An 18,142-nucleotide genomic window follows, 5' to 3' on the forward strand; every position below is an offset into this window, starting at 1 on the left:
CCCGGCTCCGGCCGCCGTCAGGAGATCCGCTCGCGGCTGAGCGCGATCCGCGCCTCGTCCACGGCCCCCTCGGACATGCCGCCGATCTGGACGGACAGGTGGATGCTCCGCCCCGTCTCCCGCTCGGTGGCGACGACCTCGAGCAGCCCGGAGGTGCCGAGCGAGAACTCGCAGGCGAAGGGCCAGCGCGCGGGCTTGTCCGCCGGGATGTCCAGGGTGCCCTGGGCGACCACGGTGTTGTGGTCCAGCTCGTCCGACTCGACGGCCCCGGCTTGCTCCATCACCTGGATGTTCACGTGCCGCTGGTTGGCCCGGAGGGTGAAGAAGTCCTGGGTGACCGAGGCCGGCAGGCCGTCGTTCGCGTGGACCAGGTGGGCGACGTACTCCCGGTCGCTGTCGACGTCGGTGACGCGGATGCCGTAGCCGCGCGCCGCGACGGTGGTGACCTGGTACGGCTGCCGGGTGATCCGGCCGGTGTCGGGCAGGTCCGGGGCGTCCTCGGCCGGCAGCTCGCCGGTGCTGATCGCGTAGCGGGCCCGGTCGAGGGCGTAGAGGGCGGCGCCGCGGGCGACCGTCAGATCCGGGTTGTGCAGCTGGGCCTCGAAGCCGAACTCCTCCCGGAGCCGCTTCGCGACGGCGGGCATCTTGGTCGAGCCGCCGACCAGCAGGACCTCGTCGAAGCGCTCGACGCCGCGCTCGCGGGCGAGGTCCACGGTGCGCCGGGTGATCTCGACCGTGCGGTCGAGCAGGTCGGCGGTGAGCTCCTCGAAGACCTTGCGGGTCAGCTCGACCTCCGCGACCAGGCCCTGGTGCATGACCCGGACGGGGTAGCGCTCGCGGAAGGAGAGCGCCTTCTTGGCCTCCTCGGCGTCCCGGCGCAGCTGGGTCTCCGAGTGCTGGTCCGCCAGCGGGTCGTCCGCGTCGGGGTACTTGGCCCGGAAGGACTCCACGAGGTGCATGACGATCCGGTCGTCGAAGTCGGCGCCGCCGAGCTCCTTGGCCCCGTCCGTGCACAGCACCTTCAGGTCGGTGCCGTCCAGGGTCAGCACGGTGGTGTCGAAGGTGCCGCCGCCCAGGTCGTAGACGAGCAGGGACCGCCGGTCCGAGCCGCCCAGGTCGAGGGCGCCGTAGTCCAGCGCGGCGGCGATCGGCTCGGCGACCACGTCCAGCACCCGAAGGCCCGCGATGGTGCCGGCCTTCCGGGTCGCGTCGCGCTCCGCGAGCCCGAAGTAGGCGGGCACCGTGATCACCACGTCGCGGACCTCCGCGCCGCCGCTGACCCGCGCGTCGTCGGCGAGCTTGCGCACGATGCGGGCCGAGATCTCCTCGGGGGTGACGGACCGGCCGTGGAACTCCCGCACCACCGGCTCCCCCATGTCGCGCTTGACCAGCCGCACCACGAGCTCCGGGTCCAGCACCGCCGCGTCCTTGGCGCTCTGGCCGACGACCGTGCTGTCCCCGCTCTCGAAGTACACCACCGAGGGAGTGGTGTCCGAGTCCTCGAGGTTGCGCAGCACCGTGGGCCGGCCGACCTCGTCGACGCAGGCGATGCAGGAGTAGGTGGTACCGAGATCAATGCCGTAGACGGCCATGCGATTCCCCCCGGAACGTGGGACGGGTGACGGGACCGGCTGGGGACCGGCTGGTGGAACGGACGCCGACGGGCGCCGTCAGGGTTCCCAGCGGGCCACGACCACCTCGGACTTGCGGACGACGCGGTCCTCGCCCGCGAAACCGGCGGAGACGGCCTGGGCGATGGTCAGATCCTCCTCCGGCGACGCCGCGGCGACCCGCCCGACCGGCCGGTGCCGCGCCGCGTCGTAGGCGTCGCCCGCCCGCGCCGCGTACCGCTCGACACCGGTGGCGGCCAGCACCTCGGCCGTCTCGTCGGCCAGCGCACGCAGCAGCGTACCCAACTCCTCGACGGTCAGCGGATCCTGGATCTCCCCGGCCTGGCGGATGATCAGGTCGTGCAGGCGGATCAACGGGTTCCGGATGAGGGTGAGCGCACTCGCCACCTCGCCGCGCCGCAGTCGCTCCAGCTCCGCGTGCAGCTGGGTGATCAGCTGCTCCCGGCGCTCGGCGAGCTCCTGCTCCCGTGTCAGGGCGGCGGTGAACTCCCGTGCGAGCACGGCGAGATCGCCCGAGCGCTCGTCCTGCTGGGCCGGATCGTCTTGCTGGGCCGGATCGTCCGGCTCGGTCGGGGCTGCCGGGGCTATCGGTTCGGTGCCCGGGGTCGACTCGGGTGGTTCCTCGGACACTGCCGCCCTCCAACTGTTGACCGTGTTCTGACGCTAGCGCACCGGCGACCCGTTCCGACAGCGCGGCGAGGAGAGGGGGCCCATGCGGCTCCCCCCTCCTCGCCGGTCCGGCGTCCGGTCAGCTCGCGCGCAGCCTGCGGAAGAACTGGCGCAGGTCGCCCAGGAGGAGGTCGGGGGCGTCGTGGGCGGCCCAGTGGCTGCCGCGGTCGAACTCGTTCCACGAGACGATGTTGGCGTGGTCGCGCTCGGCGAACTTGCGGACCGGACGGAAGTCGTAGGCGAAGCTCGCCAGCGCCGTCGGGGCGGTGGTGGGCTCGGCGGGGTGCTCGGCGTGGCGGTCCTCGTAGTAGAGGCGGGCCGAGGAGGCGGCCGTGTTGGTGAACCAGTACACGGAGGCGATGGTCAGCACGGTGTCCGGGTCCACCGCGGTGCCCAGCAGCTGGCCGATCCAGGCGAGTTGGCCGGCCGGGGAGTCGGCCAGGGCGTGCGCCAGGTTCTGCGGCTTGGTGGCCTGGAGGTCGGCGAAGGCCGACATCTCGGAGTTGAAGGACTGCAGGAACGCCAGCATCCCCATCTCCTGCTCGGTCAGCCCCTCGAACTCGCCCGGGGTGCCGTCGGGGAAGGAGAAGAGCTGGTTGACGTGGACTCCGATGACGTTGTCCGGGTTCTGCCGGCCCTGCTCGGGGCCGACGAGGGCGCCCCCGTCGTTGCCGTGCACGCCGTAGCGCTCGTAGCCCAGCCGGCTCATCAACTCCGCCCAGGCGGCCGCGATGCGGTGGCGGTTCCAGCCGGCCTCGCGGGTGGGGCCGGAGAACCCGAAGCCGGGCATGTCGGGGATGACCACGTGGAAGGCGTCGGCCGGGTCCTCCGGTTCGGTGAGCGCCTCGATGAGGTCGACGTACTCCACGAAGTTGTTGGGCCAGCCGTGGGTGAGGATCAGCGGGGTGGCGTCCTCGTGCGAGGAGCGGACGTGCACGAAGTGGACGTTCTGGCCGTCGATCCGCGTGGTGAAGTGCGGGTACTTGTTGAGCCGCGCCTCCTGCTCCCGCCAGGAGTAGGTGGTGCGCCAGCGCTCGACGAGGTCCTTGACGTACGACAGTGGGACACCGCGCTCCCAGCCCGGCTGCACCGGGCCGTTGGGCTGGGCGTCGGGGTCCGCGGGCAGTTCGTCCGTCCAGCGGGTACGGGCCAGGCGGTCGAGCAGATCGTCGAGGTCGGCCTGCGGGATGTCGATCTGGAAGCGCTTGATCTCGGTCATGAGGAAAGTCTCTCGTCTCCTCCGACCTGCATCAACGGCGAAAGGCAACACGGTCGTGACGCCAGGCGCAACGATCGCCCGGGAGTTGACGGAGCGTCAGGTCAGGCGGGCGGAGGACGCGTCGTCGAGCCATCCCGCCTGTCCCGCGTACGCGGCCGCACGGTCGGCGAAGGCCGCCGCCAGACGCTCCTGCGGGCCGGAGGGCCACACCGCGCGGGCCGGCATCGGCGGCAGCCCGGTCAGCGGGGCGACCACCACCCCCGGCCTGTCGTACGCCTCCAGCAGCGCGGTGAACGTCAGATGCGCCATCTCGCCCCGGGCGACGAGCCGCAGCACGTCCTCGACGTACCCGGCGGGAAGCCGCCGCAGGGCCAGCGGCCGGCCACCGGGGGTGACGGCGGGCGCCCAGCGCTCGCCGAACCACTGCGGCAGGTCGGGGTAGATCACCGGGTGGCCCCCTGCGGCCAGTTCCTCGACGTCGACGGTGGCACGCCCGGCGAGCGGATGCCCGGCGCCGACCAGGAGGGCACGCGGCACGCGGTGGATCACCGGCCCGATGTGCAGCGGCGGTTCGACCGGAGCCGAGGGGGCGGGCATCCAGGTCACGAAGACGTCCACCGGCCACTGCTTGCCGAGCCAGCGGAACAGGTCGGTCGTCGGCAGCTCGGAGGCGACCACCCGGCAGTCCGGGTAGCGGTCCTCGAACGCGCCGATCAGCCCCGGTCTCAGCTTCTCCGGCAAGGTGGTGGAGAACCCGGCACGCAACACCCCGCCGCCCAGCCCCGAGGTGCGCCGGGCATCGTCCAGCGCCCGCTCGATCTGCACGTACGCGGTCCGCAGGGCCGCGTACAACGCGGCACCCTGCGGCGTCAGCTTCACCACCCGACTGCTGCGCTCGAACACCTGCACGCCGGCGCGGCGCTCCACAGCCCGCACGAGCGTACTGACCCGGGACGTCGACAGCCGCAACCGCTCTCCCGCCCGGCCGAAATGCAGCTCCTCGGCCACACTGAGGAACGCCTCGATCTCCCGCATCTCCAACATCCGGCCACGCTAGGCCGGGGCCGCCGCCTTTGACCAGGCAGTTGGCGACGGGCCCCGGAGGTGGTGGAGAGGAGGGCGAGTTCGGCTGGGGGCTGGTGAGCCCGGAAGGCGGTGCTTGATGAGGGGGCTGTGTGGCCGGGAGCCGATGTGATCAGGGGCGACTGAAGATGTGCTTCAGTCGGATGACCGGGTGAGGGCGGGGGCGGCCTGCTGGAGGGCCTCGTCGGGGGTGAGGGTGGTGCCCTGATCGAATGCGGTGGTGAAGGCTTCGGGGCCCAGGGCGGTGCCGGCGGTGCGGGTGATGCGGTCGACGTCGGTGCGTTCGGCGGGCGGTAGAGGGGCGTTGACGCTGCGGCGGGCGGTGTCGGCGGCGCCGAGGAGGAGGGCGGCCTTGGTGGGGGTGGTGAAGGCGGCGGCGCCGGCGAGGCCTTCGAGGGAGAGGGCGAGGGCGCGGGGTTCGGCGAGGGTGCGGGCTACGGCGAGGCCGCGGAGGTGGTGGGCGGCGGAGGTGGCGGCGTCGCCGCGGAGTTCGGCGAGGAAGCCGAGTTCGGCGTGGACGAGGTGGTCGCCGGCGAGAGAAGAAACATCGGCGTAGCCGTCGCGGAGGTGGTGGAGGTGGGCCTCGGCGGCGTCGAGGTCGCCGGAGCGGCGGGCGCCGAGGGCGAGGCCCATCTCGGCGTGGATCTCCCCGTACTTGTAGCCCTGTTCGGTGGCGCTTCGGCGGGCCTGTTCGTGGAGCTCCCGGGCCCGCTCCCAGTCACCGGCGAGCAGGGCGAGGCGGCCCAACCCGGAGGTGCGGGCGGAGACTTCGGCGGCGAGGTCGAGTTCGCGGGCGATGCGCAGCCCGTCGAGCTGGCGGCGTTCGGCCTCCTCGTAGTCGCCCTTGATCTCGGCGAGGGCGGCGAGCGGCGAGACGGTCTGCAACTCGCCCCAGCGGTCGCCGATTTCACGGAAGAGGGCGGCGCTGCGCAGCCCGTCGCGGCCGAGGCCGTCGAGGTCGCCGCGGATCAGGGCGAGGGTGGCGCGCAGGCCGAGGGCGGCGGCGGTGCCCCACTGGTCGTCGGCGGTGGTGAAGAGTTTCAACGCTTGGTCGTTGAGTTCGGTGCTGCGGTCGGCTGCTCCGGCACTGAACAGGCCGTACGCGCAGAGCCACAGGGCCCGGCCCCGGCGCACCGGGTCGCAGAGGCCGTCGCCGTCGGGGACGGATGCATGGGCGCCGGTGAGGAGGCTGAACGCGGCCTGGAGCAGGGCGAGTTCGGTGTCGTGAGGCGCCGAAGCAGCGACGGCGCGCAGGCTGCGGCGGGCCTGGGTGAGGCGGCCGCGCAGCAGCCACCACCAGGCGAGCGCGGTGGCGAGGCGTACGGCCTGGGCGGGGGTTCCGACGGTGGCGCGGCGGAGGGCTTCGTCGAGGGCGGCGAGCAGGTTGCCGGATTCGGCGTCGAGGCGGGTGAGCCAGGTGCGCTGGCAGGTGCGGCGGAGTTCGGGTTCGGCGCGTTCGGCGAGGGCGAGGTAGTGGGCGAGGTGGCGGTCGCGGACGGCGGCGAGGTCCTCCATCTCGTGGAGGCGTTCGGTGGCGTAGGCGGCGACGGATTCCAGGAGGCGGTAGCGCGGGCCGGTCGGGCCGGGGACCACGAGGACGAGGGAGCGTTCGACGAGCCGGACCAGCAGATCGGCCACCTCGGGCCCGGCGACGCCGTCGCCCGCGCAGACGGCTTCGGCGGCCTGGAGGTCGCAGCCGTCGCTGAACGCGGCGAGGCGGCGCAGCACGATGCGTTCGGGGGCGCTGAGCAGCTCCCAGCTCCAGTCGATGACGGCGCGCAGGGTCTGCTGGCGTTCGGGCGCGCCGCGCCGTCCTGAGGTGAGGAGCTGGAAGCGGTCGCCGAGGCGGGCGGCCAACTCGTGGACGCCCAGGGCCCGTACGCGGGTGGCGGCGAGTTCGAGGGCGAGGGGGATGCCGTCGAGGCGGCGGCAGATCTCGGTGACGGCGGACAGGTCGGAGGCTTCGGGGGAGAAGCCGGGGGCCGCTGCGGTGGCGCGCTGGGTGAAGAGCCGGACGGCGTCGTCGGTGGGGAGCGGGTCGACGAGGACGACCTCCTCGCCGGGCAGGCCGAGGGGTTCCTGGCTGGTGGTCAGGACGCGCAGGCCGGGGGCGGTGCTCAGCAGGAGAGTGGCGAGGTCGGCGGCGGCGTCGACGACGTGTTCGCAGTTGTCGAGGACGAGCAGGGTGCACCGGTCGCGCAGGACGGCGGCGAGGTGGTGGGCGGGGGAGGGGGCGCCGGCGCCGGAGACGGGGAGCGCGGCGGGGGCGTGGTCGCTGATGCCGAGGGTGGAGGCGACGACCTGGGCGAGTTCGGTGGCGGTGCCGTGGCGGAGGCCGGAGAACTCGACGAACCAGGTGCCGTCGGGGACGTCGTCGCGCTGGACGGCCTCGGCGGCGGCGAGGGCGAGCCGGGTCTTGCCGACGCCGCCGGGGCCGCTGAGGGTCACCAGGCGGGCGGTGCGCAGGAGTCGGGCGAGGTGGGCGAGGGCCTCGTCGCGTCCGATGAGCGGGGTGAGGGAGGCGGGCAGGTTGGAGGCCACCGGTGAGGGCGCGGGCGCGGGGAGCGGGACGGGGGCGGCGTTCAGCTCGGGGGCCTGGCGCAGCACCGCCTGGTGGAGCGCCGCGAGTTCGGGCCCGGGGTCGACGCCGAGGTCGTCGAGGAGCCGGGCGCGCAGGTCCTCGTACGCGGCGAGCGCCTCGCTCTGGCGGCCCGCGGCGTACAGGGCCCGGATCTGGAGGGCGCGCAGGCGTTCGCGCAGGGGGTGGCGGGCCGTCAGGTCGGCGAGCTCGCCGGTGAGGAGGGCGTGGTCGCCGGCGGCGAGGCGGGCTTCGGCCTGCTCCTCGAGGACGGACAGCCGCTGTTCGGTGAGGCGCTGCGCGGCGGCGCGGACGAACTCCTGGTCGGCGAAGTCGGCGTAGGCGGGTCCGCGCCACAGGTCGAGTGCTTCGGTGAGCAGGGCGGCGCGGGCGGCCGGGTCGGCGGCGTCGCGGGCGCGTTCGACGAGGCCGAGGAAGCGGGCGGCGTCGATCTCGTCGCGGGCGGCGTCGAGGTGGAGGAGGTAGCCGGCGGGCTGGTGGACGACGTGGTCGCGGCCGAGTGCCCGGCGCAGCTGGGAGACCTTGGCCTGGAGGGCGCCGGCGGGCCGCCCGGGCGGGTGGTCGCCCCAGAGGTCGTGGATGAGGCGGTCCGCGGAGACCGGGCCGCCGTCGTGTGCGAGCAGGTCGGCGAGCAGCGCCCGGACCTTCGTCTCCGGAACGCTGATGGCCACCCCGTCGTCGTCCCACACCGTCAGTGGGCCGAGCACCCCAAACCGCATGCGCGTCAATGTACGTCACCGCGGCCGCTCCTCCAGCACGGTCACCCAGGTCAGGGCGGTGCGGGAGGGGCCCGAAGCGGCCGTCAGCCGGTCCGAAGGTTTCCCGAAGCGGCGCGGCGCACAGTCGTACCGGCCGGTCGCAGCACGCGTTCCCGGCGCGAGGCGGGGAGGGAGCACATGACCAGGTACGCGGGCCGCACGGCCGTCGTGGTCGGGGAGGCGGAGGCCACCGCGATCGGGCTGGCCATCGCCAAGCGCCTGGTGGAGGGCGGCGCCCGGGTCGTGCTGACCGCTCCGTCCGCCGGGGACGGCCGTGCGGTGGAGGCCGAACTGGGCTCCAGCGCCCGGGTGGTGGCCGCCTCCGAGCTGGGGACCGCCCTCGGCCCCGGAGTGGACCTGCTCTTCGCCGACACCGCGGACACCGCCCGGCCGCTGCTGGCGCACCTGAGGGACGGCGGCGCGGTCGTGCTGACGGCGGCGGGCCAACCGCCCGCGGCGGTGCGGGCGCTCGCGGGGGAGCTGGTCTCCCGGGGCGTGCGCGTCAACGCCGTGGCGCCGGGCTGTATCGAGGTGCCCGGCGGGGCACCCGTACCACCCCTGCCGCCGCTGGGCCGTCTCGGCGCCGCCGAGGAGGTGGCCCGGGCCGCGCTGTTCCTGGCCACCGAGGCCACGTTCACCACCGGCGTCCGCCTCCCGGTCGACGGCGGGCTCGGCTCACCCTGAGGCCCGCCCTCGCACACGAGTCCCGACACGAGTCCCGACACAAGTCCCGTCCGCGACAACCCTGGAGCACTCCACATGAGCACCGCAGCCGATTCGGCGGCGAAGACCGACCAGACGGCGGCGCAGCAGAGCGAAGAGGCGCAGAAGCTGCCCATGTTCGCCCTGCTGGCCCTCGCGACCGCCGTCTTCATCACGAGCCTCACCGAGACCCTGCCCGCCGGTCTGCTCCCGGCGATGAGCCGAGACCTGGGCGTGAGCGAGTCCGCGACCGGGCAGACGGTCACGATCTACGCGCTCGGCACCGCCCTGACCGCGATCCCGCTGACGGCGCTGACCTCCGCCTGGCGCCGCAAGCGGCTGCTGCTGACCTCGATGGCGGGCTTCGCCGTCGCCAACACCGTCACGGCCGTCTCCTCGGTCTACGGCCTGACGATGGTGGCCCGCTTCGTCGCCGGCATCGCGGCGGGCGTGGCCTGGGCGCTGCTGGCCGGGTACGCGCGCCGGCTGGCCCCGCCGCACCTTCAGGGCCGGGCGATCGCGGTGGCGATGGCGGGCATCCCGGTGGCGCTGTCGCTGGGTGTGCCGGCGGGCACCTTCCTGGGCAAGGTCTCCGGCTGGCGGGCGGCCTTCCTGGTGATGACGGTGCTGACGGTGCTGCTGCTGGCCTGGATCGCGGCCGCCGTGCCGGACTACCCGGGCCAGGAGCGCGGTGAGCGGCCGAAGTTGCTGCACGCCCTGCGCGTGCCGGGCGTGGCCGCGATCCTCTTCGTCACCCTGGTGTTCGTGCTGGCGCACACCATCATCTACGCGTACATCGCCTCCTTCCTGGACGACCTCGGCATCGGCGGGAACACCGACCTGGTGCTGCTGGTGTTCGGCGCGGCCTCGCTGGCGAGCATCTGGGTCGTCGGCGCGCAGATCCACCGGCGGCTGCGGGCGCTGACGGTGGCCAGCTCGCTGCTGGTCGCGGTGGCCGCGGCGGTGCTGGCCCTGCTGTCCGACCAGACGGCGCTGGTGTACGTGGCGGCCGTGCTGTGGGGCCTGGGCTGGGGCGGGGTGCCGACCCTGCTGCAGACGGCGGCCGGTGAGGCGGGCGGCGAGAAGGCCGCCGACGCGGCGCAGGCCATGCTGGTGACGCTGTGGAACGTGGCGATGGCGGGCGGCGGCGTGATCGGCGGCGTGCTGCTGGACGTGAGCGGGGCGGACGCCCTGCCGTGGAGCGTGCTGCTGCTGATGCTGCCCGTGATCGCCGTGGTCGTCCTCGCCCGCGGCCACGGGTTCCCCGTCAAGCGGTCGGCCGCGTAGGGGAACCCGTGGACCGCAGGCTCGACACCCGGGAGGCGCGCCGCCGCTGACGCCGCGTACGGTCGGCCCACGAACAGACCGCCGAAGGCAGCCCCCGGCCTTCGGCGGTCGCCGGCGTTTTCCCTCCGGGCGGTTTGTTCATGAACTTTTTACAGTTCCTGGGCGAACCCGGGGTGGGGGGATCGATATCGGGCCAAAATGAGATTTCGACCTCCGCTCTCCTTCGTCCTCCCGCAACAATCGGCCGTGTTCGCCCAGCTCAGCGTGCGAAGTCCCGAAGTCCGTACGGTCGAAGGACAGGAATGTCCCTTCGCAGGTATTTTGTTGGCCGTACAAGTTGCACGATGCACCGACCCCGGCCCCGACCCGGCGCGGGCGACGGCGGGCGTTGCGGGATACGAGGGGGCTCAGCGTGATGTCGTCGAGTGGGACGCGCACGGCAACGGGTGAGGACGCGCAGGTGCACGGATTCGTGGAGGACGTCTTCCGCTCGCTCCACCGGGTGGAGCAGCGCCGCTGGGCGCGGGCCTATCTGTGGGGCCTGGTGCACGGCTCCGGCCGCAAGACGCCCCGTCGCCTGGCCCGCTTCGGCGCCCTGCCGCCGGCGGCGGTGCACGGGCTGCACCAGTTCATCAACGTCAGCCCCTGGGACTGGCAGCCGGTGCGCCGCCGGCTCGCCGAGCGCGTGGCCGCCGTGGCGGCGCCCTTCGCCTGGACGGTGGCCGAACTGGCCATCCCCAAGAGCGGCGACCACTCGGTGGGCGTGCACGCCCGGACGGACCCGGCGACGGGGCAGCGGGTGCACGGCCAGCGGGCGCTGGGCCTGTTCCTGGTCGCGGAGGGCCGCGCCTTCCCCGTGGACTGGAGCCTGCTGCTCGGCGGCGCCTGGGAGCGGGACGAGGAGCTGAGACGGCGCGCCCGGGTGCCGGAGGCGGAGACCGCCCGCCCGGCCGGCGCGCACGTCCTCGAGCAGGCCGCGCGGGCCGTCACCCTGCCGCGCCTGGCCGGCCTGCCCTGGGTGCTGGACCTGACCGGGTACGAGGACGCGGCCGGGGTGCTCGCGGGCCTGGCCCGGGAGCGGCTGGACGTGGTGTGCGAGGTGGACCCCGGCCAGGTCGTCCTCGCCGGGCGGCACGCGCCGAGGGTCAGCAGCGTCGGCGCGCTGATGGGCACCCGGCACGCCCGGCAGCCGCCCGTGACGACCCGCCAGCCGCCGGACGGGCGCACCAACGCGGTGCCGGTCCGCGCCTACGCGGGCACCGTACGGCTGCCGCAGCAGACGGGCGCCGACGGCGCCGGGCGCACCTACCGCATCCTGGAGCGGCCCGCCGCGGACGGCCAGCTGCCGCCCCGGTACTGGATCACCAGCCTCACCGAGCCGTCGGTGGACCAGGTGTTCGCCCTGGTGCGCGGCCGCGGCGCCGCCCTGTCGGCCCTCTCGGTCCTGGAGGAACGTTTCGGCGCCCTGGACTTCGAGGGCCGCTCCTACCCGGGCTGGCACCACCACATGACGATGGCCTCGGCCGCGTACGTCCACCAGCACCTCGACGGCGCCCCCGCCGTCCTCGTCGGCGCTGCCGCCGGCTGACGAGCCACGGGGTGGAGGAGAGGAAACCGGGGGAGCCGAGCGAGAGGGGACGACCGCAATGACGAACGTACTCGTGGTGGAGGGGGACGCCTGCGCCGCGGAGGCCATGGAGCACGACCTGCGCAGACAGGGCTACACCACGCGCAGCGTCGACACCGGCGCCCGGGCGCTGCACGCCGCCCGCGACGCCGACCTGGTGCTGCTCTCACTGGAACTCGACGACATCGACGGCCTGGAGGTCTGCCGCTCGGTGCGCAGCGGTGCGGACACCCCGCTGATCGCCGTCACCGACCGCGACGACGGCCTCGAGCGGGTGCTCGCGCTGCGCGCCGGCGCCGACGACTGCGTGGTGCGGACCTGGGGGTTCCGGGAGATCGGCGCGCGGATCGACGCCGTGCTGCGCCGCTCCCGGGGTGCGGCCGCCGCCGGGGCGCGGGCCATCTCGCTGCGCCCGCTGCACATCGACCCGCTGCGGCGGGAGGTGCGGCTGCACGACCGGCTGGTGCCCGTCACCTCGAAGGAGTTCGACCTGCTGCACGCGCTGGCCGTCAATCCCGAGACGGTCGTCTCGCGCACCGAGCTGATGGCGACGGTGTGGGACAGCAACTGGGCCTGCACCAGCCGCACCATCGACACGCACGTCAGCAGCCTGCGGGCGAAGCTCGGCAGCGGCCGGTGGATCACCACCGTGCGCGGCGTGGGGTACCGGATGGGGTACGCGGGCGGGCGGGCCCCGGAGCTCCTGGGCGCCTCGGAGATGCCCGAGGCGTCGTAGGTCCTCGCCGACGAGAAGGGCCCGGGCGCGCGCCCGGGCCCTTCGCCGTGCCGGGCGCTCAGACCCCGGCCGTCTCCAGCCGCCGCAGCAGCGGGTGCGCCTCGCCCGCGTCCGCGCCGGGCAGGGCCCGGCGGGCCCACCAGGCGGAGGCCAGGTTGGAGGTGAGCAGGGTGCGGCCGGGCTCGCGCCGGGCCAGCTCCTCCAGGGCGGGGAGGGTGCCCATGCCGGTGCCCGTGAACAGCAGGGCGGTGTCCGGCGGGTAACTGCTCGCGTCGAGGCGCTCCAGGATCGCGGCGGTGTCCACCCGGTACGGGTCGTGCTCCTCGCCGCCGCTGCCGGGGACCGGGACGGTCACCACGCCGTCGACGGTCAGGCCCGCGCGCTCCCAGAAGTCGCGCGAGGTGTCGGTCAGCCAGGGCTGGTAGGGCGAGACGAGGGTGAGCCGGCGGACGCCCAGGGCCTCGCAGGCGGCCAGGGTGGCCCGCGTCGAGGAGTACACCGGGTACCCGGCGCGCTCGGACAGCTCCTCGCAGAAGGCGCGGTCGCCGTCCGGGCCCAGCAGGTAGTGCGAGGCGCTGCAGGCCACCACGGCCCCGTCCAGGCGCAGGGCGCCGAAGAGGCCCAGGGTGTCGGGCAGGACGCGGTTGTAGGACTCCAGCATGTCCAGGAGGTCCAGGCCCGGCGTCACCGGGAAGCGGGCCGTGTACACGTTGACGCGGTGGCCGAAGAGGGTGGCGAACTCCGGTTCCGCGGTGGGGTTCTCCGGCGGGACGACGAGTCCGAGGCGGGGCAGTGAGAGAAGGTCCATGAACGGCACGGTAGGCGCCGGGCCGCCGAAATCGCCGGTGTTTTGCAAGCGGTCCACGCCGTCCTTGCACGGCCTGTCCTTTCTGACATTTCCTGACAGTAATCAACACCCTTTTTACGCGGCCGTCATTGCCTTCGACCGGCCGCACCGGGGAGGCTGTTGATCAACGCCGCCGCAACCGTTCCCGGATTGCGGTTCACCGAATGCCTCCGGAAACGGGGAGCGAATTCCCCGCCCGGAACAAGGAGTGGACGGAAATGGCAGCAGTGGAAGAGCACGAGAAACTCCCGAACCCGCCCCGGATATCGGACGCGACGCTTCGCGACTCCGCGCACATGGCCGGCGTCGAGTTCGGACCGAAGGACGCGGCCGCCATCGCCCGCCTGCTGGTGCGCACCGGCGTCGAGCTGGTCGAGGTCGGCATGGTCTCCGGACCGGACTCCAAGGACGCCCCCCTGGTGGAGGCCGTGCACGAGACCGTGGGCCCCGAGCGCGGCATGACGCTCGTGGTGGTCCGCGACCGCCGGCAGGTGGGCCGCGCCCTGGACGAGGCCGAGCGCCTGGGCGTGCGCCACGTCATGTACTCCATCCCCACCTCGGAGCAGCACGCCGAGCTCAAGCTGGGCTCGCCGAGCGCCAAGTTCCTGACCACACTGGCCCGTTCGGCGATCACCCAGGCCAAGGAGCGCGGCTTCCACGTCACCTTCAGCGGTGAGGACGGCGCCCGCACCCCCGCGGAGCGGCTCGTCCCGTACGTCACCGCGGGCTTCGAGGCCGGGGCCGACCGGTTCCGCCTCGCCGAGACCGTCGCCTACCTGTCGCCCTGGCAGATGGAGAAGGTGGTCGGCGAGCTCACCGCCATCGACGGCTCCGAGATCGAGATCCACTCCCACAACATGCTCGGCATGGCCGTGGCCAACTCCCTGGCCGCCGTGCGCGCCGGGGCGCGGTGGATCTCGGCGACGGTCGGCGGCATCGGCGAGCGGGGCGGCAACGCGCCCCTGGCCGAACTGCTCACCTCGCTGCGGATCGTCCACGGTGACACCCGCTTCGACCTGACCCACCTCACCGAACTGTCCCGCCTGGCGCTGACCGGCGCGGGCCTCGGCGAGGCGTTCCAGTCCGGGCCCACCACCGAGCACGCCTTCGCCTACGAGCTGCCCGGCCAGCTCACCCACCCGGAGGCGTACGAGACCCTGCCCGCCGAACTCGTCGGCAACAGCCGCGAGTTGCGGGTGCGCACCCGGCTGACCCCGGCGCTCACGCGCTGGGCGCTGGCCGACTCGGGGATCGACGTCGACGCCGAAGCCTTCACGGGCTGGCTGATCGAGCGTCAGGAGAGCTCCGGTGCCCCGCTGCTGGACCGCGACGCCGTCCGCAAGGCCGCGATCGACTACCAGGCCGCCTGAACCAACCCCTCCATACCGAAACGGAGCTTCGCCATGACCACTGCCACCCTCTCCGGCGCCTGCCCGGAGTGCGAGACCGACCTGACCGTGCCGCCGGTCGTCCAGGGCGAGACCCTCTCCTGCCCCGAGTGCCTCCTCACCCTGCGGGTCGAGGAGATCGCCGACGGGCGCCTGACCCTCGAGATGGTCGAGGTCCAGCTGCGCGACTGGGGCCAGTGAGATGGCCGGAGACGTCCCCATGGGCTCCAAGCCCTCCAAGTCCTCCAAGCCTGCGAAGCCCGCGAAGGTCGCTCTGGTCGCCGATCGCATCGCCTGGGAGGAGCGCCAACTCATCCAGCGCGCCGGTGAGTTCGGCCTGAGCATCGACTGGGTCAACGACGAGTCCCTGTGCCTGGGCCACCCCGACGCGCCGTCCCTGCGCGGCTACGAGGCCGTGCTGGTGCGCAGCCGCAGCTACACCCGCGGCGGCCTGGTCGCCAGCCTCGCCGAGGCGGCCGGGGCGCGCGTGCTCAACACCGCCCGGGCGATCCACGCCTGCGAGAACAAGGCCGAGCTGCGCATCCTGCTGCGCGCCGCCGGCGTCCCGGTGCCGGACTTCCGGCTGGTGCTCTCCCGCAAGGACTTCGAGCAGGCGCTCACCGAGATCGAGCTGCCCGTCGTCCTCAAGCCGGTCTTCGGCGGCATGGGCAAGCGCGTCACGCTGATCCGGCACTCCGACACCGCCCAGTCCGTCTACGACTACGTCGAGGACCTCGGCCACGCCTTCGAGCAGGCCTGCCTGGTCGAGCCGTTCCTCGCCGGCGGAAGCTCGGTGCGCTGCCTGGTCGTCGGCCACGAGCTGGTCGGCGCCGCCGAGTTCGCCAGCGGCGGCACCGACTGGCGCAACAACGCCGCCCTGGGCAACGACAGCCGGGCCCTCGCCCACGACCCCGAGGTCGTCAAGATCGTCGAGGCCGTGACGGCCGAACTGGGCCCGGGCGTCTACGGCGTCGACCTGTTCCGCACCGACGACGGCTTCCTCGTCAACGAGGTCAACCACGCCCCCGGCTTCCGGGCCGTGGCCACCACCACCGGCGCGGACGTCCCCTCGGCCATCGGCCGCTACGTGCAGGAGCTCCTCTCATGATCCGCGCAGGAGTCGTCGGCGCCTCCGGGCTCGCCGGCGGCGATCTCATCAGACTGATCACCCAGCATCCCGACCTGGAGCTGACCTTCCTCGGCGGCTCCTCCAACATCGGCCGCCGCCCGTCCGAGCTGCACCCCAACCTGCGCATCGACAACGGCCTGACGGTGCAGCCGGTCACGGACGACGTGGCCGACACCGTCGCCGGGAAGGTCGACGTCCTCTTCCTGGCCACGCCCGCGCCCGTCTCCGCCGAGCTGGCCGCCCGGTTCGCCGACCGCGTCCCGGCGATCATCGACCTCAGCGGCGCCTTCCGCATCCGCTCCCAGGAGCGGCACGAGCGGTGGTACCCGAAGGTCGAGCGCCGGGCCGACCTCGCCGACCGGTTCGTCTACGGCGTCCCGGAACTGGTCGGCGACCAGTTCGCCGACGCGCCGCTGATCTCCCTGCCGGGCTGCTACGCCACCTCCATCACCCTGGGCCTGGCCCCGCTGACCCTCGGCCTCGGCCTGAACCTCAGGACCGTGGTCGTGGACGGCAAGAGCGGCTCCAGCGGCGGCGGCGTCCACCTGCGCACCGCCGACCTGCACCCCTACCGCAACGGCGCCATCGCCCCGTACGCGCCCACCGGCCACCGGCACGCGGCCGAGGTCGGGGACTTCCTGGAGCGCAGCAAGCCCGGCACGGTCGGCTCGCTGAGCATGTCCGCGTACGGCGTCTCGCACGTGCGCGGGCTGCTGACCAGCAGCTACGTCTTCACCGACGACGCCGTCGACCAGCGCACCCTCCAGCGCGCCTACCTGCGCTTCTACAAGGGGCACCGGTTCGTCCGGGTGCGCCGGCACACCGAGACGCTGATCCCGGTGCCGGACCCGCAGGCCGTCCTCGGCTCCAACTACTGCGACGTGACGGCCCTCCTCGACGAGGAGGGCGGGCGGATCGTCGTCCTCGCCGCCCTGGACAACCTGGTCAAGGGCGCGGCCGGCCAGGCCGTCCAGGCCGCCAACCTCCGCTTCGGACTGCCCGAGGAGACGGGACTGACCATGCAGCCGGTGATGCCCGCATGAGTACCTCGAACGCCCCAGCCCCAGCCCCCGGCCCCGCCCCCGCCGTCGTCAAGCTCGGCGGCAGCTGCCTGGACGGCCTCGACGGCGCCTGGTGGGACGACCTGGCCGAGCTCGGCCGCAGCCGTCCGCTCGTCCTGGTGCACGGCTGGTCCAAGCCGCTGCGCGAGCACGACGCCCGCTACCGCGAGCCCTCGGCGATCCTGCGCGACCGGTACGGCAACCAGAGCCGCTGGACCACGCCCGAGGTCATCGCGGACATCAAGACCGTCAGCGCCCGCCTCGGCGCCGAGGTGATCGACCGGCTGGAGCGGCGCGGCATCGAGGCCGAGCGGCTGCTCGGCAGCGACGGGCTGCTGACGGCCGGGGAGGCCGAGCGCTGGTGGTGGCAGGGCAAGCAGCTCGTCGAGCTGGAGAACCTGGTCGGCCCCGTCGGCGAGGCGGACCCGACCCTGCTCAAGGGCCTGGAGCCCGGCGAGGCCCGGCTCGTCACCCCGCTGGCCCGCAACGCCGCCGGGCGGGAGGTCAACACCGACGCCGACCGGGCGGCCGCCGCCCTCGCCGGGGCCGTCGGCGCGCCCGAGCTGGTGCTGGTGACCGACGTCGCCCACCTGCTGATCGACGGCGAGCCGGTGCGCGAGATCGGCGCCGAGGCCGCCGCCGCGTTCCGCGACAAGGGCGCCACCGGGGGCATGCGCAAGAAGCTGCGCGCCGCCGGGGAGGCCCTGGAGCGCGGCGCGGGGCGGGTCGTCATCGGCAGCGCGCCCGTCAGCGAACTGCTCGCCGGCCGTACCGGCACCGTCGTCAAGGGAAGCCGAGGAGGCCGGTCATGACGAAGCCCCGTGTTCTGGTGGTCAACAACGGAACCCTGTCCCTGCCCCAACTGCGGCGCCGCTTCGAGGACCTGGGCTCGGAGACCGAGGCCGTCGACGTGAAATCCGTGCCGTCGAGCCTGAACGGCCGCTACCAGGCGATCGTGCTCAGCGGCACCAAGGTGCGGGCCTACGACCAGGACCACTACAAGCCGCTCACCGACCTGATCTTCAGCTCGGACGTCCCGGTGTTCGGCATCTGCGGCGGCATGCAGATCATCGCCGTCTCCGCCGGAGGGCGCCTCGCCGAGGGCCCGCAGCGCGTCGGCGGCCACGAGGCTCAGGTCGACACGACCGAGCCGCTGTTCAGCCACGTCAAGCCGACGGTGACGGTGTTCCACCGGCACACCCTCTACCTCCAGGAGGCCCCCGAGGGCTTCCGCTCCATCGGCCGCTCCGAGCACGCGCCCGTGGAGTTCCTGCGCAGCGAGGACGGCCGGATCCTGGGCGCCCAGGCGCACCTGGAGTTCCGCAGCGACGGCCGGGAGATCCTGCGCGGCTTCACCGAGCTGTACAGCTGACCGGCGCCAACCCACCCACCGAACCAAGGACTCG

At 73.6% G+C, this 18,142-nt stretch carries 16 protein-coding genes; 10 read left to right on the top strand and 6 right to left on the bottom strand.

All coding sequences use genetic code 11. From position 1 onward, the window contains the following. Positions 1–17: 17 nt before the first annotated feature. The 5 genes from ACIBCA_RS18720 to ACIBCA_RS18740 all read right to left on the bottom strand — a co-directional run bounded on the left by ACIBCA_RS18720 (position 18) and on the right by ACIBCA_RS18740 (position 7,920). Positions 18–1,592, bottom strand: coding sequence for an Hsp70 family protein (locus ACIBCA_RS18720; protein ID WP_396284002.1), 1,575 nt, complete (start codon positions 1,590–1,592; stop codon positions 18–20). A gap of 78 nt (positions 1,593–1,670) precedes the next feature. Next, a complete protein-coding gene (grpE, locus tag ACIBCA_RS18725) occupies positions 1,671–2,261 on the bottom strand; it encodes a nucleotide exchange factor GrpE (RefSeq protein WP_396284003.1) in 591 nt (196 codons plus the stop codon). 118 nt (positions 2,262–2,379) lie between these two features. Beyond that, positions 2,380–3,519: an epoxide hydrolase family protein gene (locus tag ACIBCA_RS18730; protein WP_396284004.1), complete on the bottom strand. Its 1,140-nt coding sequence runs from the start codon at positions 3,517–3,519 to the stop codon at positions 2,380–2,382. A gap of 96 nt (positions 3,520–3,615) precedes the next feature. Continuing rightward, positions 3,616–4,563 carry a LysR family transcriptional regulator gene (locus tag ACIBCA_RS18735; protein ID WP_396284005.1) on the bottom strand — a complete coding sequence of 316 codons (948 nt, stop codon included), beginning with the start codon at positions 4,561–4,563 and terminating at the stop codon, positions 3,616–3,618. A 174-nt stretch (positions 4,564–4,737) separates the two neighbouring features. After that, positions 4,738–7,920 (bottom strand): BTAD domain-containing putative transcriptional regulator, encoded by a 3,183-nt coding sequence (locus ACIBCA_RS18740; protein ID WP_396284006.1) that lies wholly within the window; start codon positions 7,918–7,920, stop codon positions 4,738–4,740. 177 nt (positions 7,921–8,097) lie between these two features. On the opposite strand from ACIBCA_RS18740, the gene ACIBCA_RS18745 reads away from it, so the two are divergent. The 4 genes from ACIBCA_RS18745 to ACIBCA_RS18760 all read left to right on the top strand — a co-directional run bounded on the left by ACIBCA_RS18745 (position 8,098) and on the right by ACIBCA_RS18760 (position 12,311). Further along, positions 8,098–8,643 (top strand): SDR family NAD(P)-dependent oxidoreductase, encoded by a 546-nt coding sequence (locus ACIBCA_RS18745; RefSeq protein WP_396284007.1) that lies wholly within the window; start codon positions 8,098–8,100, stop codon positions 8,641–8,643. 75 nt (positions 8,644–8,718) lie between these two features. Beyond that, positions 8,719–9,948 (top strand): MFS transporter, encoded by a 1,230-nt coding sequence (locus ACIBCA_RS18750; protein WP_396284008.1) that lies wholly within the window; start codon positions 8,719–8,721, stop codon positions 9,946–9,948. Between the two features lie 460 nt (positions 9,949–10,408). Beyond that, positions 10,409–11,536 carry a transposase gene (locus ACIBCA_RS18755; protein WP_396284009.1) on the top strand — a complete coding sequence of 376 codons (1,128 nt, stop codon included), beginning with the start codon at positions 10,409–10,411 and terminating at the stop codon, positions 11,534–11,536. Positions 11,537–11,594: 58 nt separating this feature from the next. After that, complete coding sequence (locus ACIBCA_RS18760; protein ID WP_396284010.1) at positions 11,595–12,311, top strand: response regulator transcription factor; 717 nt, start codon at positions 11,595–11,597, stop codon at positions 12,309–12,311. 58 nt (positions 12,312–12,369) lie between these two features. Here the strand turns inward: ACIBCA_RS18760 and ACIBCA_RS18765 are convergent, their stop codons facing one another. Beyond that, entirely contained in the window at positions 12,370–13,119 is a 750-nt protein-coding gene (locus ACIBCA_RS18765) for an arylmalonate decarboxylase (protein WP_396284011.1), read from the bottom strand. A gap of 257 nt (positions 13,120–13,376) precedes the next feature. Here ACIBCA_RS18765 and ACIBCA_RS18770 point away from each other — a divergent pair, with 257 nt between their 5' ends. Genes ACIBCA_RS18770 through ACIBCA_RS18795 form a run of 6 tightly spaced genes read left to right on the top strand, consistent with a single transcriptional unit; the run spans position 13,377 to position 18,108 of the window. Continuing rightward, positions 13,377–14,528: an isopropylmalate synthase gene (locus tag ACIBCA_RS18770; RefSeq protein ID WP_396284012.1), complete on the top strand. Its 1,152-nt coding sequence runs from the start codon at positions 13,377–13,379 to the stop codon at positions 14,526–14,528. Between the two features lie 33 nt (positions 14,529–14,561). Continuing rightward, positions 14,562–14,747 (top strand): lysine biosynthesis protein LysW, encoded by a 186-nt coding sequence (locus ACIBCA_RS18775; protein WP_396284013.1) that lies wholly within the window; start codon positions 14,562–14,564, stop codon positions 14,745–14,747. Between the two features lie 19 nt (positions 14,748–14,766). After that, positions 14,767–15,654 carry a RimK family alpha-L-glutamate ligase gene (locus ACIBCA_RS18780; RefSeq protein WP_396284014.1) on the top strand — a complete coding sequence of 296 codons (888 nt, stop codon included), beginning with the start codon at positions 14,767–14,769 and terminating at the stop codon, positions 15,652–15,654. Further along, positions 15,651–16,718: an N-acetyl-gamma-glutamyl-phosphate reductase gene (gene argC, locus ACIBCA_RS18785; RefSeq protein WP_396284015.1), complete on the top strand. Its 1,068-nt coding sequence runs from the start codon at positions 15,651–15,653 to the stop codon at positions 16,716–16,718. Before ACIBCA_RS18780 ends, argC begins: the two co-directional genes overlap by 4 nt. Continuing rightward, a complete protein-coding gene (locus ACIBCA_RS18790) occupies positions 16,715–17,548 on the top strand; it encodes an acetylglutamate kinase (RefSeq protein WP_396284016.1) in 834 nt (277 codons plus the stop codon). The genes argC and ACIBCA_RS18790 overlap by 4 nt, the downstream gene beginning before the upstream one ends. Next, positions 17,545–18,108: a type 1 glutamine amidotransferase gene (locus ACIBCA_RS18795; protein WP_396284017.1), complete on the top strand. Its 564-nt coding sequence runs from the start codon at positions 17,545–17,547 to the stop codon at positions 18,106–18,108. The genes ACIBCA_RS18790 and ACIBCA_RS18795 overlap by 4 nt, the downstream gene beginning before the upstream one ends. Positions 18,109–18,142: the final 34 nt, after the last annotated feature.

The sequence above is a fragment of the Kitasatospora sp. NPDC051170 genome, assembly GCF_044455705.1.
Classification (GTDB): Bacteria; Actinomycetota; Actinomycetes; order Streptomycetales; family Streptomycetaceae; genus Kitasatospora.